Source organism: Paenibacillus sp. JNUCC 34 (genome assembly GCF_058269055.1).
Genome location: NZ_CM177770.1, coordinates 5247825 through 5264182, shown reverse-complemented (window position 1 = coordinate 5264182; position 16358 = coordinate 5247825). Strand labels below are relative to the sequence as shown.

The 16358-nt window shown below is 46.9% G+C and carries 12 protein-coding genes; 8 read left to right on the top strand and 4 right to left on the bottom strand.

Annotated elements, in window-relative coordinates; translation table 11 throughout:
• The first annotated feature begins 200 nt into the window (after positions 1-200).
• The 5 genes from AC2TF5_RS24395 to AC2TF5_RS24375 all read left to right on the top strand — a co-directional run bounded on the left by AC2TF5_RS24395 (position 201) and on the right by AC2TF5_RS24375 (position 8049).
• Entirely contained in the window at positions 201-2501 is a 2301-nt protein-coding gene (locus tag AC2TF5_RS24395; RefSeq protein ID WP_491299685.1) for a glycoside hydrolase family 95 protein, read from the top strand.
• Positions 2502-2595: 94 nt separating this feature from the next.
• A complete protein-coding gene (locus AC2TF5_RS24390) occupies positions 2596-4422 on the top strand; it encodes a glycoside hydrolase family 35 protein (protein WP_491299684.1) in 1827 nt (608 codons plus the stop codon).
• A gap of 229 nt (positions 4423-4651) precedes the next feature.
• Entirely contained in the window at positions 4652-6070 is a 1419-nt protein-coding gene (locus AC2TF5_RS24385; RefSeq protein ID WP_491299683.1) for an alanine/glycine:cation symporter family protein, read from the top strand.
• Between the two features lie 122 nt (positions 6071-6192).
• Positions 6193-7236, top strand: a complete 1044-nt coding sequence (locus AC2TF5_RS24380; protein WP_491299682.1) for an anti sigma factor C-terminal domain-containing protein — start codon at positions 6193-6195, stop codon at positions 7234-7236.
• 117 nt (positions 7237-7353) lie between these two features.
• Positions 7354-8049, top strand: a complete 696-nt coding sequence (locus AC2TF5_RS24375) for a spore coat protein (RefSeq protein ID WP_491299681.1) — start codon at positions 7354-7356, stop codon at positions 8047-8049.
• A gap of 77 nt (positions 8050-8126) precedes the next feature.
• Here the strand turns inward: AC2TF5_RS24375 and AC2TF5_RS24370 are convergent, their stop codons facing one another.
• From AC2TF5_RS24370 to AC2TF5_RS24355, 4 genes are all read right to left on the bottom strand, one after another.
• On the bottom strand, positions 8127-8732 hold the full coding sequence (locus tag AC2TF5_RS24370; protein ID WP_491299680.1) for a class I SAM-dependent methyltransferase: 606 nt from the start codon (positions 8730-8732) through the stop codon (positions 8127-8129).
• Between the two features lie 57 nt (positions 8733-8789).
• Entirely contained in the window at positions 8790-10226 is a 1437-nt protein-coding gene (locus AC2TF5_RS24365) for a serine hydrolase (protein WP_491299679.1), read from the bottom strand.
• A gap of 150 nt (positions 10227-10376) precedes the next feature.
• Positions 10377-10814 (bottom strand): GNAT family N-acetyltransferase, encoded by a 438-nt coding sequence (locus AC2TF5_RS24360; RefSeq protein ID WP_491299678.1) that lies wholly within the window; start codon positions 10812-10814, stop codon positions 10377-10379.
• Positions 10815-10901: 87 nt separating this feature from the next.
• Entirely contained in the window at positions 10902-12323 is a 1422-nt protein-coding gene (locus AC2TF5_RS24355; RefSeq protein ID WP_491299677.1) for an NAD-dependent malic enzyme, read from the bottom strand.
• A 214-nt stretch (positions 12324-12537) separates the two neighbouring features.
• On the opposite strand from AC2TF5_RS24355, the gene AC2TF5_RS24350 reads away from it, so the two are divergent.
• The 3 genes from AC2TF5_RS24350 to AC2TF5_RS24340 all read left to right on the top strand — a co-directional run bounded on the left by AC2TF5_RS24350 (position 12538) and on the right by AC2TF5_RS24340 (position 16311).
• Positions 12538-12816, top strand: coding sequence for a hypothetical protein (locus tag AC2TF5_RS24350; protein ID WP_491299676.1), 279 nt, complete (start codon positions 12538-12540; stop codon positions 12814-12816).
• Between the two features lie 506 nt (positions 12817-13322).
• On the top strand, positions 13323-15290 hold the full coding sequence (locus tag AC2TF5_RS24345; RefSeq protein WP_491299675.1) for a methyl-accepting chemotaxis protein: 1968 nt from the start codon (positions 13323-13325) through the stop codon (positions 15288-15290).
• Positions 15291-15453: 163 nt separating this feature from the next.
• Complete coding sequence (locus AC2TF5_RS24340) at positions 15454-16311, top strand: transporter substrate-binding domain-containing protein (protein WP_491299674.1); 858 nt, start codon at positions 15454-15456, stop codon at positions 16309-16311.
• The last annotated feature ends 47 nt before the right edge of the window (positions 16312-16358 follow it).

The window sequence follows — 16358 nt, the reverse complement described above, 5'->3', positions numbered from 1 at the left end:
CTGGTTACGCAACGGGCTTTGAGATTTATCTTAAAGTGTCGGGGAACGAGGAGAAACACAATCGTCTGCCTATGAAGAGCTGTCTCTATGGATCGTACCGGCCACGAGAGACAGCTCTTTTTATTCTATCTAATGGACGAATTTTGTAGAACAGAACGATTTGAACAGCGGAAAAATGATTGATTATTAGGAGTAGGACGATGACAAACGAAACTTGCAAGCTGATAGAAAAACAACCTGCCCGTGTCTGGACGGAGGCCTTCCCTCTTGGTAATGGAAGACTAGGCGCGATGGTTTTTGGAGATGTATCAGCCGAACGAATCGGGTTAAATGAAGATTCGGTCTGGTACGGCGGACCGAGAGGGGGCGATAATCCAGCAGCTCCTGGGACGGTGGAGGAACTCAGAAAGCTGCTTCGTGATGGTGAACCCCAGGAAGCGGAGAGAATGGCGCTTCTGAATCTCACGAATGTACCGCAGTATTTTGGACCATATCAACCGTTAGGAGATTTGAGGCTTCAGTTCGATTATCGATTGCCGGACAGTTCGGATTATCGGCGGGAATTAAACCTGATGAAGGGTGTTGCATCGGTAACTTATAAGATTGGGGAAGTTCAGTATAACCGAGAAATATTCTCCAGCGCCGTAAATCATGTGCTTGTGGTCCGGTTAACAGCATCAGAACCAGGATCGATCTCCTTAACTGCGCGCTTAAGCAGGCGACCGTTTGATGGAGAGATAAAGCATGACCATGATCGTTTGCTGACGATGGAAGGAAGCTGTGGAGCGGACGGCATTAAATATGCGACGGTTTTGACCTCTTGTATCACGGGGGGCGAGTGCCGAACGGTTGGCAATTACATGGATATTCGCGGGGCGGATACCGTTACTTTGATTCTCGCGGCTCAAACCTCATTCCGTTGCAATGATCCCCGGATGGAAGCCATCAGGCAGGCCGAGTCCGCTGCTTCCCTATCATATGAACAATTGAGAGATGCTCATATTAAGGATCACAGAGCCTTATTTGATCGGGTTTCGCTGAATCTTTCACCTCAGGAAACCATGAACGAAACGAACAGGGATAAGTCTACCACGGAACGTCTTAAGCTTTATCGACAAGGTGGTGCGGACCCTTTATTGGAAGCGTTGTTCTACCAATACGGGCGCTATTTGCTGATCGCAAGCTCAAGGCCCGGCAGCCTGCCGGCCAATCTTCAGGGTATCTGGAATGAAAGCTTTACACCACCTTGGGAGAGCGACTACCATCTGAATATTAACTTGCAGATGAACTACTGGATTGCGGAAACGGGCAATTTGCCTGAATGTCATGAACCGTTGTTCGATTTCATTGACCGGCTGGCTGCAAATGGGCGGCACACTGCTGCAGCTTTGTATAGTGCAAGAGGATTCACGGCCCATTCTTCATCAAACCTATGGGCGGAGAGTGGATTGTTTGGAGCCTGGACGCCTGCGATTTTTTGGCCTACAGGCGGGGCTTGGCTGGCACTACATCTATGGGAGCATTACCGATATAACCGTTCCGAGGACTTTTTACGTGATCGGGCCTATCCGGTGTTGAGGGAAGCCTCGCTATTCTTCCTTGATTTTCTGACCTATGATAAGAGCGGATTTCTTGTCACTTCACCATCGCTTTCTCCAGAAAACAGCTACGTAACGGATACAGGACAGACAGGGGTCTTATGTTCCGGTCCCTCCATGGATTCGCAGATTGTGTACGCCCTTTTCACTGCTTGCATCGAAGCAGCCGAATACCTTGAAGTGGATAGCATGCTTACCAAGGAGTGGAGAAGCGTAAGGTCCAAGCTTTCCCCTCCTCGGGTTGGCCGGCATGGTCAGATCATGGAATGGTCCGTCGACTATGAAGAAGCGGAACCGGGGCACCGCCATATCTCTCATTTGTTTGCACTTCACCCCGGGGAGCAAATCATTCCCCACAGGATGCCCGAACTGGCGGAGGCAACTCAAAGAACACTGGAGCGGCGTTTGAAAAACGGCGGTGGACATACCGGCTGGAGCCAAGCATGGATTTCCAACTTTTGGGCGAGGCTCGGCAATGGGGACAAAGCTTATGACAGTCTTCGCGAGCTATTGCTAAAAGCAGTCCATCCGAATTTATTCGGCGATCATCCACCTTTCCAGATTGACGCTAATTTCGGAGGAGCGGCTGCGATACAGGAGATGCTGATTCAATCCCATGGCGGAGAAATATGTTTGCTGCCAGCCCTACCTTCTTCGTGGCCTTCTGGTTCAGTCAGGGGGCTTCGGGCCAGGGGAGGATTTACCGTTAATATTGATTGGAGAGACGGAATGTTAGAACTGGCAGAGATTTGCGCCGCTAATACAGGAGAATGCACGTTATATAGCATGGAGCCTCTTTTGATCTCTGATTCGGATCGTCATTCCGTTCCAGTGACAAAAGCGGGCTGTCTATATACGTTTTCGTTACGTCAGGGAGAAACGATCTGGATTTCCTTGGAGTAATGGAAGCTGTGCAACTCCGATAATCACGAAAAATTTACCCTGTATGGCCTGTCAGTAATAGATCCTATACATTATTAAGCGGAGGTCATCTATAATGAGCATACTTACTTGGAGCAACGGACAATATTTACTGGACGGAGAGCCTTACCGGATTATCTCGGGAGCGATCCATTATTTCAGGGTGGTGCCGCAATATTGGAAGGACCGGCTGTTGAAGCTGAAGGCCTGCGGATTCAATACAGTTGAAACCTATATTGCCTGGAACGTGCATGAACCTAAGGAAGGAGAATATGTTTTTACCGGTATGGCCGATGTAGTTTCGTTTATTGAGCTTGCCGGAGAACTCGGCCTTCATGTTATTGTCAGACCGAGTCCGTTCATTTGTGCGGAATGGGAGTTCGGCGGCTTGCCGGGCTGGCTGCTGGCTTACGGGGAACTCAAACTTCGCTGTTACGATCCCTTCTATTTAAGTAAGGCGGACCGCTATTATAACGAGCTGATTCCTCGGCTTGTTCCGCTCCAATCCACTCACGGAGGGCCGATTTTAGCTGTCCAAGTTGAAAATGAATACGGCAGCTATGGCAATGACCATGCTTATTTGGGCTATTTGCGGGACGGATTGCTGAGTCGTGGAATTGATGTACTTCTCTTTACTTCCGACGGCCCTACCGATGAGATGCTGCTGGGAGGAACACTGGGAGATGTGCATGCCACAGTCAACTTCGGTTCGCGGGTAGAAGAATCTTTCGCCAAGTATCGGGAATACCGCAAGGAAGAGCCGCTTATGGTGATGGAATTCTGGAACGGATGGTTCGATCACTGGATGGAAGACCATCATGTACGGGATGCGGAGGATGTAGCTGGCGTTCTGGATGAAATGCTGGAACAGGGCTCCTCCATCAATATGTACATGTTCCATGGTGGAACGAACTTTGGCTTTTATAGCGGGGCAAATCATATTGCCAAATATGAGCCAACGACGACAAGTTATGACTATGACGCTCCGTTGACGGAATGGGGCGATAGAACGGAGAAGTTAGAAGCTGTCCAAAAAGTGCTCACAAAGCATGGATTTACTCCTGCTTGTCCGTTTCCTGAACCGATCCCGAAAAAAAGTTACGGAAAAATCGCCTTGACGGAAAAAGCGGAACTGTTCGCTGACTTCAATCTGGATACGTTATCCGAACCGGTGAAAAGTGTAAACATAGAGCCGATGGAGAAATTCGGGCAGTCCTATGGTTTTATTATGTACAGTACCTATATTCAGGGGCCGCGATCCGGTCAGAAGCTGTACATTCAGGAAGTTCGGGACCGGGCGCAAGTGTTCCTGGATGGAAAGGCGATAGGGGTCGTTGAGCGTTGGAACCCGCAGCCTTTGGATATTTCTGTCCCGGCAGGAGGGGCACGGCTTGATATCCTCGTTGAAAATATGGGACGGATTAATTACGGACCGCTCATTCGCGACCCGAAAGGGATTACAGAGGGGGTTCGGATCGACAATCAGTTCCAATATGACTGGAGTATCCGTACACTGCCTTTAGGGCCTGAAGAGTTGGCTTCGCTTGCGTACAGCAAGCAGAGCGGAGAGATACCGGACAATTCCGAACATTCAGGGATGCCGGGATTTTACCGCGGCTTCTTCGAGGTGGAGGAGATCGGTGATACGTTCCTCCGGTTTGATGGCTGGAGTAAAGGAGTCGCCTGGATCAACGGTTTCAATCTCGGCCGCTATTGGAACGCGGGTCCGCAGCGAGCGTTGTATATTCCAGGTCCATTACTTCGCAAGGGGCACAATGAACTGGTCCTTTTGGAACTGCACGCCTGTCCGGAACCTTGCGAGATCGAACTAACGGATCGCCCTGATCTTGGCAAAACTGCAGCCGTAGACGAGGCAGTGCTGAATTTTGTACAGGAAGACTAGATGACCTATCGAGCCCGTCCGTTAATCTGGATGGGCTTTTGCAATCCGTAGCCCTAATATCATCGAAAAGGTCGCCTCGTTGAGTGGACTAACGGGTGGCCTTATTTGTGCTAGAGCGGTTTTTTCAGATTCCATATTTTTCCGCGTTTTTTGGGGCCGGGAAACAGGTTATAATAATAAGTTCGGAAGAACTATTAACATCCAGACTATACACAGAGAGGAACATTCTATGGAGCAGGTAGTACAAAGTTTTATCAATATAATTAACGATTTCCTTTGGTCGAAGCTGTTAATTGTTTTGCTTATCGGCGGAGGACTTTATTTTACATTTAGAGGCAGATTCCTGCAGTTTCGATTGATCAGAGAAATGCTGCGTGTTATCCGGGAGGGCAAAAGCAGTGAACCGGGCAGCATTTCACCGTTTCAGGCGTTTGCGATTAGTATGGCTGCGCGTGTCGGCACGGGTAACATTACGGGTGTAGCGCTGGCTATATCGCTTGGCGGTCCGGGTGCGGTGTTCTGGATGTGGATTATTGCGATTATCGGATCAGCTTCTAGCTTTATTGAAAGTACATTAGCGCAAATATATAAAGTAAAAGATAGAAAAACGGGTGGTTTCCGCGGAGGTCCGGCTTATTATATGGAGTTTGGACTAAATAAACGCTGGATGGGTGCTTTGTTTGCGATCCTCATTACACTGTCATTCGGTCTTGTGTTTAATGCCGTTCAATCCAACACGATTTCGGTCGCGTTTGAAAATTCTTTCGGTACAAATCGCCTGACGGTGGGCATTGTAATGGCCTTAATATTTGGTGCCATTATATTTGGTGGTGTAAAGCGGATTGCAAAATGGTCCGAATGGATCGTAGTTGTGCTGGCGGTGCTGTATGTGGGCGCTGCGTTGTTTATCATAGTGGCTAACATCACACGCCTTCCGGAAGTAATCTCCGTTATTGTAAAAAGCGCATTCGGCTTTGAGCAGGCGGTTGGAGGTGCGTTCGGTGCTGCTCTCATGAACGGCATTAAACGCGGTTTGTTCTCCAACGAAGCGGGCATGGGTAGTGCGCCGAATGCTGCTGCTACGGCAACAACGAGCCATCCGGCGAAGCAGGGACTTATTCAGTCTCTGGGAGTACTCATTGATACATTGGTCATCTGCACAAGCACGGCATTTATGATTATGTTCACAGGAGCTTACAAACAGACAGGACTTGACGGAATAGAGCTTACTCAAGCGGCTCTAGGGATGCAAATGGGCTCTTGGGCTTCCGATTTCCTCGCTATTATGATATTTTTGTTTGCCTTCAGCACATTGCTCGGCAACTATTATTACGGTGAGACCAATATCGAGTTTTTGAATTCCAAACGGATTTGGATTTGGGTTTACCGGGTTGCTGTTCTTTCTATGGTTGTGTTTGGCTCCGTTACGAGTGTGAAGCTCGTATGGGATATGGCAGATCTGTTTATGGGCTTAATGGCGATCGTGAACCTGATTGCTATTATGCTGTTGTCCAAAATTGCCTTCGCTGCACTCAAGGATTATACGGTACAGAGGAAGGCCGGAAAAGATCCGGTGTTTACGAAGGATAGTATTCCGGGACTTACAAATGTGGAGTGTTGGGACGAGGTTCCGACCGAAACGAAGTAAATATTTATAATTAGAGACGCTGTATTTGCGGTTGGCTTTGGCCGCAGGTGCAGCGTTTTTTGTGCTGTTTTTTTAAACATTCTAAGGGGGAGCGGTGTTATACAGATGAGAGGGTAGGGAGGATGGATACGTTTATGAGTGATGAGATGATGGGGAATTCCGGAACGGACAATTTCTCTCCGGATTTATTGGAGCGCAAGAAGCAGCGGTTAAAGTGGGGCAAGAGAATCAGGTGGGAAGTAGATATCATCGCTCTTGTCATACTGCTGACCATTATATTTTCGATTTATATGTGGGGAGCACATTTGTATTTCGAGAAGTCGGGAAAAAATGCCCAGTTTACACGTGCAGTCGCTATCTTAGCAGAGATGCAGGGGAGCGGGATGAAAATAGACAAAGATTTCAGAATGCTTTCTCTAAGCCCATTGTTGAAGCAAACCGTGACAACCAAGGTCTACAGGCAGGTTGGAGAGTGGAGTGTCATAACAGGTGAATTGCATGCGGAGCAAAGCTTGTTTGGCGAGTTTAGGTATTCGATTAAAGAAGATGAAAAATATTATAAGGGGGACAGACGCCCTTTTATTGGGTTTCCAATGTCCATGATTTATGGGGGGAGAGATACCATACGGATTGGTGAAAAAGACCCGGAGATGGAACGACTGGGTCATATCGAGGACGGCTTTGTAGCTGAGATGTGGTTTTCGCTTGGAAAGGGAATGACACCGAAGGAGTTTATGGAAGTTTTGTCTGAATATGATCTTTGGGTCACAGGAATGGCGGTATATTCCGGAGAAATGACGGATGTGAAAGTGTCCAATTATGTATCAACCAACGATACAGTTTACCCTCCTCATTTAACGCTCCGGCCCTTGGTTACTTTTCATGAAAACGGAACGGCAGGGGGAGAATCTCTCCGTTTAACTAAACAGGACATAGCACTTGCTGAAGAACAAATGATGAAAGACTTGGAGTGGCTAACAAGCCATGTGAATTATTATGGTGTCCATGAGGATAAACAGCGACTTTCCTATCTGAATCATAATGGCATTCAAGTGTACGGCGCTACAGTTACCGGGCCCGTAAGAGAACTGGAGAAGCTGAAGCAGGTACCGGAGTTTCGAAGATTCGGGCTTGGACGGGTTGAAGTATGGAACTGGGATAACTAGTGTTGAGGGCCCTCACTGCGGTATTTTATGAGTAAAAACATTCAGCAGGTGAATAATTGATAAATACATCGGAAAGATTATCCTTGGTTGCAACCTATACCAAAGGAGTGATTTCCTATGAAACTTGGAGCTCATGAAGTCATGGATACCCATGAGGTTCTAGCTGAAAAAATGAATATGATGAACCATTTCGGTTTTTATGCTTCCCAAGCCAAAAATCCGCAGCTGCAAAGCATGATCCAGCGTCATCAACAGGAAGGGATACGTTCCTATAATGAAGTTGTTGCACTTACACGTGGCATCGGCATGACTGGAAACTCCCGTATGAATCCGCTCATGTCTTCGGCGGCCGGCGTACAAGGAATCCATCAGAACGTGCAATACGGGATCAATAACCTTCAGACCGTTACGCCGCATCCCGATGCCGTAATGACGGATAACGAAATCGCTTCAGCCATGCTTATTGCGCATAAAAACAGTGCAAAAAACTGCACGACAGCCGCGCTGGAATGCACGGATATCAACCTGCGCCGGGCGCTTACGAACAGCTCCGTCAGCTGCATTAATCAGGCTTACGAAGTATTTCTGTTCATGAATGAGCAGGGTCAGTATCCGGTGCCTACCTTTGAACAGGGAACAGCCCAGACGTATTTGAGCACCTATCAGCCTGCACCAGAGTCCACTATGACCGGACTTCATATACAAAGCGGTGCCATGGGAAGTCCGGGGCCATTCATGGCTGGGCAAGCAAATCCGGATAGCTTTGGAACTTTTACGAATCCAGGCGGGTCACACCCTTCCTCTAGGATGTGATATATAAACACAAAAGGGCATTCCCTGTGGAATGCCCCTTTTGTGTTTATGTTGCTGTTGTGTCTATTAGCCGTTGCTTAGGTGGATACCGCCCAAATGAGGTGAACCATTCCGCCCCAGTATCGTTCGGTGTTCACAATCTCAACTTCGGAGTCGTGAACGATCTGAAGCATATCCCGATTAAAGTGACAACCCGATATGCGCCTGGCAACGGGATTAATCAGGTGTTGGGTAAAACCGAGCAACCGGTTGGAGCTGATCCCATGTTCCAGCAAATATATGTGTCCTCCGGGCCGGCACCAGCGGTTCATTTTGTTCAGCACAGCTAACGGATCATCGTAACCGCACAGGGACAAGGTGGAAACCACACAATCGAAGGACCTTTCCGGCAACTCGAGTGTCTCGATGTCATGTTCTAGAAATGACACCTTGAACTGAAGCTCAGAGGCCATCCGCCGTGCACTTTTTAGCATTTCTGGACTGAAGTCAACCGCGGTCAGGTCAACTGTATCTTGATTGTAATAAGGGAAATTGGCTCCAGCCCCGACGGCAACCTCAAGCACCTTTCCATGTACATCTTGAAGCAGTCGGCTTCTCCACATTCCGAGCGTACGCTGTCTGCTGTTTCGTTCATACATGGATGCCTGCTTGTTGAATTTTCGAACGAGTGTGTTTTTGTTCATGATATTTACTCCTCATGTGGGTCTGAAGTTGATGATAGGAGGGACTGGAATCCTTTCTTACATAGAAGCCCGCAGTTTTTCAATCATAATCTCACCTTCACGGTGAGTGGGGTCAAGCTCAACCGATTTTTCATAGTTCCGAAGAGCCGCAACCGGGTCTCCTGCCGACAAATACATCTCACCAAGACTATCATATAGGTTGGATGACTCCGGAAAGAGCTGTACAGATAATTCAAGAACTTTGATTCCCTCGGTGAGAAAACCTTTTTCCATCATAGTATAAGCGATGAAATTGAATTCACCTTCAAGAATAAGATAGCGCTCCAGATCGTGCGAAGACATGGAACTGTACTCCCGCCAAGCCGCCTCGACATCAGAAGTGATCGTGATTTTAGACAGATGGTGGGCCAGTGATTTTTTAACATACCTTATATCTTCACCGAGAAGTAGGTCGATGATGGATGTTGAGACGACTTTAAGTCCGATATAATCACAGTTCGTCATGAGCACTAAGCCTAAGCCTTGATCGGGCATGAGCATAAGATTACTGCGGAAGCCCGTATCCCTACCGCTATGCGACATGATGCGGCAGTCTTTATAAGACCCCAGAAACCAGGAGAGACCAATGCCGTTCATCCAGCTGCCGTAATTCGTCTCGGCATATTCTTCCCATAATGGTCCATACCCTTCAGGCTGTAAAATCTGCTTGCCCTCTGACGTCATTCCCCGGTTCAGTTGAAAGATCATATATCGGCACATTTCTTCTGCGCTGCTGTACAGTGTAGAGCTCGGTCCATGAGCCCTGTGATACGGAAAAATATCGCTTGATTCCGGTCCATAGCCTTCCTTAAATCCGTGAACATGGGGAGCTGCTAACTGGTCAGATGGGATGTCGCTTTTAAAAAAAGAGCTTCCGTGCATCTGTGCAGGTTCCAGAAGGAGGGACTTCATATATTCCTCGAAGGATAGACCGGACACTTTGGCGATGACGTCGCCCAATATTTCGTAACCGATATTGCTGTATGCAAATTTTTCGCCTGGTGTAGACAACAAACGGTGATTCTCTATGCGTCTGACATATCTCTCCAAGCTGTGTTCATCGAATTCAGGCCGATCCCATTCAAAATCATCCTCGTCCGGCATACCCGAAGTGTGATTGAGAAGTTGGCGGACCGTTATATCAGCATAGTTATGGTCGTTCAGCTTGAAGTATGGTAAATACTGAACTACAGGGGAGTCCAGTTCAATCTTTCCCTGCTGGACAAGCTGCATAATCCCCGTTGCCACACATGTTTTGGAGACGGAAGCCATATGGAACATCGTTTCTTTCCCTATAGGGCAACCCGTACGGATGTCGGTCGTCCCGAATCCGCTAACATACAATATTTCCTGATTTCGTACGATGCCAACCGCTAGCCCTGGAACAGCCTCATCCTGTACGAACTTTGCCAAAATGGTATCTAAACGTTCAATAATACGTTGGAAATGACTCATTTTATCGGACCCTCCGTTATATTTAGTTTTCAAAGAATAGAAGGATGGATACGATAAATTATACCAACGGATTCACCTGCTTCCTAAAGTTTTCCAATCCATTATAAATGAATTTGGAGCTAATGCATAGTGGGTTTTTGGACTCGCGCTTTATAAGTTCAAGCTCATGGTCACCGTTCTTACATGAAAGCCTGCTTTCTCATACAGTTTAATGGCATGATTACCTGAAAAAGCGCTAAGACGTACTTCAAGTAATTTTTCACTTTTAAAGTGATCTAGTGCCTTGGATAACAATTGTTTTGAATACCCTTTTCCCCTGAATTGTTCCAGAACGAATAGCTCATAGATAAAGCCGATTGGCGTATCTGTAAATTGATCTTTGCTCTTACCGAAAAGAATCCATCCAGCTAAGTCACCACCTTCAACAGCGATGAAATAGCGACAGCCTTTTGCTAAGAGAGGTTCAACAAGCCCTTTAATTTTTTCACTCGTCGGCATTACATCACCAAGCGTTCCTTCAAATAAAGCTTGCGGCGACATAGTCAGAATTAGTTCAAGTTCAGCTGATGTGGGTGTTCTAATTTCCAATTGTATTCACTCCTCTCGATTGTAGTCCCTAAACCAAATTCGCATAAAAAGACCGGATGCTTTTTACGCATCCGATCATTAGTAGAGTTAAGTGTATTCTCGTGGGAATCTACGAGCAACCCCGGAACTGATCGCTGCTTTAACAACGAGTTCACGGATGGCTTTAACGACATTCTGATTAAAGACACTTGGGATGATATATGAGGGATTTCGTTCCTCATCTGATACGGCAGAAGCGATAGCTTCGGCAGCAGCCAGCTTCATCTCTTCGTTAATAGTGGTAGCTCTACAATCTAAGGCGGCACGGAAAATACCAGGGAAGCACAATACGTTGTTGATCTGGTTCGGGTAATCCGAACGTCCGGTAGCAATGACGCCTACAATATCCTCGACCTCTTCCGGCTTAATTTCCGGATTCGGATTGGCCATTGCGAATACGATGGGCTTATCGGCCATTGACAACACATCTTCGCGGGAAAGCAGTCCGCCTGCTGATAGGCCAATGAAGACATCTGCTCCCTGAATGACTTCCCGCAATGAACCTTGTACACGGTGTGGATTGGTATTCTCCGCATACCACTGCCACATGCAGTTAGTATAGGCATTTCCTGAAGCAAGGGCACCTTCCCGGTCTACGCCGATGATTTCCTTAACGCCTGCGGACAATAAAATTTTACTGCAGGCCACACCCGCAGCCCCGATTCCGCAGACGATAACTTTGACTTGATCAATGGACTTGCCTACGATTTTTAGCGCATTGATCAACGCGGCATACAGTACGACGGCTGTGCCATGCTGATCGTCATGGAACACAGGAATGTCGAGTTCTTCCCGGAGCCGCTGTTCAATCTCGAAGCAGCGGGGGGAAGCGATATCCTCCAGGTTGATGCCGCCAAAAGCGGGAGCAATTGCTTTGATGCTGGCAATGATTTCTTCGGTATCCTGCGTGTCCAGACAGATCGGAAACGAGTCGACACCGGCAAATTGTTTGAACAGCATGGATTTCCCTTCCATGACCGGCATAGCTGCATAAGGTCCGACATTGCCGAGACCCAAGACAGCGCTTCCATCCGAAATGACAGCAACTGTATTTCTTTTGATCGTAAGAGTGTATGCTTTTTTAGGATCTTCTTGGATAGCTGTACACACCCGGGCTACGTCAGGCGTGTATACACGGGACAAGTCATCACGGTTTTGAATCGGTACTTTGGGCTGTGTCTCGATCTTGCCCCCCAGATGCATCAGGAAGGTTCGGTCGGAAACGTTGACGAGGCGGACGCCGCGCAAGTTTTTGACGGATTTTGTGATCTTGTCGATGTCCACACTGTCCGTCACGGTAATTGTAATATCCCTAACTGTAATATGGCCACTGGCCTGAATAACATCAATCGCCACCATATCGCCGCCGGCTTCAAAAATAGCGGAAGCTACCTGCCCGAATTTGATTTCCTGCGTGTTCATTTCCAGTCTGAGAATGATGCTTTTTCCCCCGAGTCCACTGTTCTCCATGGTTACCTCCATCATGATAATCAGATAACTTACGATAAACAATTCGCGAAGAGAGGTGCAAATTCCTTTTTTTAGCTGTGTAATATCTTCTTTTTGATTCATTCTAGATAGAACGGAAGGGTATGTACGCGAAGCGTCACACGCACCCTCTATTTTCCCCGTGAATCACTTTCTGTTACAATGGCGGTAATCTACTTCTAGGAGCTGAATAACAATGGATAAAACAGTGAACGAGCAAGAGCTTGTCGAATATATTGGGGGCAAAACGAAGGCCACTCCGCAAGACATCCGGCTTGTACTGAAGCATGAACAGGCCTATATCGATAACGCGCACAAGGGCGCTAAAGGAGATATCGATATCGATAGTGATGACCTGGTGGATTACGTCATGAGCCGCAAGGATGTAAAGCTGGACGAGCTGACGGTAGAAAATATTTTGGATAGTGAGATGGACTATCTCATGAAAAAAGGACTTGCCGGATATATGGACTAAGTTGTCTTCCGTACTGCGGATGCAATGCGCGCCTATAACGAACGACAGCAGGAGCATGGCTGGAACCCACAGCGAAAAAGCGATCGATAAAACAAAGAGACTGTCTCGCAGCAGCGTGATCTGCAGCGAACAGTCTCTTTTTGTGGAGCCCTCAATTTATTCGGCGTCTCAGATAGAGCTTGCTGAAGTGGAAATCGTCCCGCGACCTAATGGGTCTGTGGTTATGGTACTTTAGGGGGGGCTGTTCTTGCTTTTTGATAGGTGAAAGTCACCTCTGAAATTAAACTGATCTCTGTAATTTTATATTTTCACTCAAGAACTGGAAAGTCGATGCCGATAACAACATATATGGAGTCTTACCGCTTAATTTATCCCAAACATTTTGCTGGAAATATTTAATTTGGATGGAGATCTTTGTACTTGTGCCAAAAATCACATTACGCAAAAAACAGTGGACAGATGAAGAGATAGGGCCCTGGAACTATATTGGGGGAGGATTTACTGTGATGCTTAAAAGTCTTAAGCAAAAAATGATTATCGCGATTTGTCTGCTGCTGCTGCTCAGTCTGGCATCCGTCTCGATTGTAAGCTTCAACAGCGCTTCTGGTCTGTTGAAAGAAAGCATTAATGAAGAGGCGATGCTGAACGCTGAGAACCTGGCACTGCACATCAATGAATTCCTTGACGCTAAAATTGCCAAGGTTGAGTCTATCGGAAAACTGATTACAGGGAATAAGGAACAGGATTTAAAACTGATTCAGAAGGCACAGAAATTAAATGAGGAATATGAAACCTTCTTTTTCTCGTATGACTTAACAGGTAAAAACGTCATTAACTTCCTCGGAGAAACAACGGATGTGTCCGACCGTACTCACTATCAGGAGTCTGGTAAGGGTGAGGGGAAGGTTGTAATCTCTGATCCTGTAGTGTCCAAACGTACCGGTAATAACATCGTTACGATGATTCTTCCACTGATGAAAGACGGCAAGCAGTATGGTTATATGGGATCGACTCTGCCGATTAACGAGGTTCAGAAGAGTGTATCCACTCAAACATTCGGAGAAACAGGATATGCTTATCTCCTCAGCAATTCTGGTAAATTCATGTGGCATCCGGATAAGGATTATGTACTGCAAAAATCCGTCCAAGATATCAATATTCCAGAATTGGTCAGCGCCTACGATAACGTAATGCAATCTAAATCAGGCAATTTTGAATATACCCAGAACAATACACATTACTCGGCTGCCTATACGCCGTCAACTTATAACTGGGGTGTGTTCGTTGCTGCCCCAACCAAAGAACTGTATGCTCCGATTACCAAGCTGATGAATACGCTTGTGATCATTTCAATCATTGCCCTGATTGTGGCTATTGTTATTGCTTACCGGTTCACTGTACATCTTGTTCGTCCAATTCAGAGGCTGAACTCGGCCGTGAAGGAAGTAGCCCAAGGGGATTTGACAAAGACGATTCAGGTTCAAGGAAAAGACGAAGTGGCTGTACTTTCGGGTGACTTTAACCAAACCGTAGCTCACTTGAAACACCTGATCGAGGGTGTAACGAATTCTTCCAACCAGGTGATGAACGAAACCCAAGTTGTTTCCACCGGCATAGATTCCGCGAAAAAGAATGTTAATGTTATCGGCTCCTCCATTCGTCAAATTGCCGATGGGGCGACTACCCATGCTTCCAGCTCGGAAGAAATTGCAATGTCTATGAGTGATATGGCCAGCGGCGTTGTGAAGATTGCCGAGACTTCCTCGATGGTTTCCGAGGCTGCACAGGAAGCAGCGGGCCATGCCGAGACAGGTGCGGCTGTAGTTGAACAGGCTGTTATTCAGATCGTCAACATTGGTGAAGGTACGTCCAAGGTTGGAACGGCTATTGAACGACTGAATGAACGCTCCCATGAAATTGATGAGATTTTGAGCTTTATTACGGAGGTTACTTCTCGGATCCGTCTGTTGTCTCTGAATGCATCAATCGAAGCAGCTAGAGCGGGTGAGCACGGACGCGGATTTGCTGTCGTTGCCGAAGAGGTTAAGAAGCTGGCCGGGCAGTCAGAGGAGTCTACAGATCAGATCGCACGCCTGATTTCCGAGATTCGCGAGGATACGTTAAACGCGGTTCAGGTGATGGATGTGAGCCGTAAAGATGTTCAGGAAGGCATTACGCTGATCGAAGATGTGCGCGAGAAGTTCGCTAACATTCTTCATGCTTCCCGCAATGTTGCCGAGCATATTCTGGAAGTGTCCGCCGCTTCCGAGGAAATGTCGGCAGGCTCGGAGCAGGTGAGCGCTTCGGTCGAAGAATTGAAATCCATTGCGAACCTGACCTCTAAAGACGCAAGTAAAGCGGCCACAGCTGCCGAAGAACAAATTGGTTCGATTGAGGATATCTCGTCTTCGGTACAGCAGCTGGAAGCTGTAGTCGGAGAACTACGCAAAGAGCTGTCTAAGTTTAAAGTATAGATCAAATGATGCTACTCCCAAGTTCGGTGTGCACGGCACTTGAAAGGGGGGATGCCTGTAAGGGTTGGACTTGGGTAAGTAGCAGTATTTTTAGAAACAACAGAGCAACAAAGCAACAAAGCAACAAAACTAATCAACAAGAAGAAATCGGAGGAAACAACACATGTTAAAGAATTGGAAGAAAATAGTAGTCGCTGGCGTAGTCAGCTTATCATTGGTAGGAACAGGCTTCGCCGCTAACGAGCTGCTTACCACACCATCCGCATCCGCAAAATCGGCTTCCGAGCAAGCACCGGGACAACAAAAGAAAGCTCAATCTCAACTGGATAAAATCATTGATAAAGGATATATTCGGGTAGGTATGACCGGAGACTACAAACCGTTTACATATTTGGATCCTAAAACGAATAAGTATGAAGGCTACGACGTTGATGCAGCGATTGAACTTGGTAAAGATCTGGGTGTTGAAGTGCGTTTTGTGAACACGACATGGTCGACCATGATGAAAGACCTGCAGGATGACAAATTTGATATCGCTGTTGGTGGTGTTACCCGTAACACAGCTAGACAAAAAACCGCTTATGTATCCCAAGGTTATGTTTCCTTCGGTAAAGCGCCTTTGATCCGTGCAGAAGATAAAGGCAAATATCTGTCTATCGAAGATATTAACAAACCGACAGTACGTATCGGTGTAAACCCAGGTGGTACAAACGAAGTATTTGTTCGCCAGCACCTGACTAAGGCTAATGTTACCGTTGTTCCTAACAACCTGGACATCCCTCACTTGGTTGCAGACGGCACTTATGATGTTATGATTACGGATACTGTAGAAGCAATCACTTATGCAAAGGCTGATTCCAGACTGTATGCAGCTCTGACAGACAAGCCTTTCACAAACAGTGAAAAAGGTTACATGATTCCTCGTGGTGACTTTGAATATGCAAGCTACCTGGAAATGTGGATGGATGAAATGGAGCTTCAAGGCAAGTTCGACGCTCTCGATAAAAAATGGTTGCAATAGTATTTGAACGAAAACAGCAGGTCTGGAATTTTTCCAGCCTGCTGTTT

Coding starts and splice junctions, on each gene's coding strand:
- AC2TF5_RS24395 (WP_491299685.1), top strand. CDS start 201: ATGACAAACGAAACTTGCAAGCTGATAGAAAAACAACCTGCCCGTGTC.
- AC2TF5_RS24390 (WP_491299684.1), top strand. CDS start 2,596: ATGAGCATACTTACTTGGAGCAACGGACAATATTTACTGGACGGAGAG.
- AC2TF5_RS24385 (WP_491299683.1), top strand. CDS start 4,652: ATGGAGCAGGTAGTACAAAGTTTTATCAATATAATTAACGATTTCCTT.
- AC2TF5_RS24380 (WP_491299682.1), top strand. CDS start 6,193: ATGGATACGTTTATGAGTGATGAGATGATGGGGAATTCCGGAACGGAC.
- AC2TF5_RS24375 (WP_491299681.1), top strand. CDS start 7,354: ATGAAACTTGGAGCTCATGAAGTCATGGATACCCATGAGGTTCTAGCT.
- AC2TF5_RS24370 (WP_491299680.1), bottom strand. CDS start 8,732: ATGAACAAAAACACACTCGTTCGAAAATTCAACAAGCAGGCATCCATG.
- AC2TF5_RS24365 (WP_491299679.1), bottom strand. CDS start 10,226: ATGAGTCATTTCCAACGTATTATTGAACGTTTAGATACCATTTTGGCA.
- AC2TF5_RS24355 (WP_491299677.1), bottom strand. CDS start 12,323: ATGGAGAACAGTGGACTCGGGGGAAAAAGCATCATTCTCAGACTGGAA.
- AC2TF5_RS24350 (WP_491299676.1), top strand. CDS start 12,538: ATGGATAAAACAGTGAACGAGCAAGAGCTTGTCGAATATATTGGGGGC.
- AC2TF5_RS24345 (WP_491299675.1), top strand. CDS start 13,323: ATGCTTAAAAGTCTTAAGCAAAAAATGATTATCGCGATTTGTCTGCTG.
- AC2TF5_RS24340 (WP_491299674.1), top strand. CDS start 15,454: ATGTTAAAGAATTGGAAGAAAATAGTAGTCGCTGGCGTAGTCAGCTTA.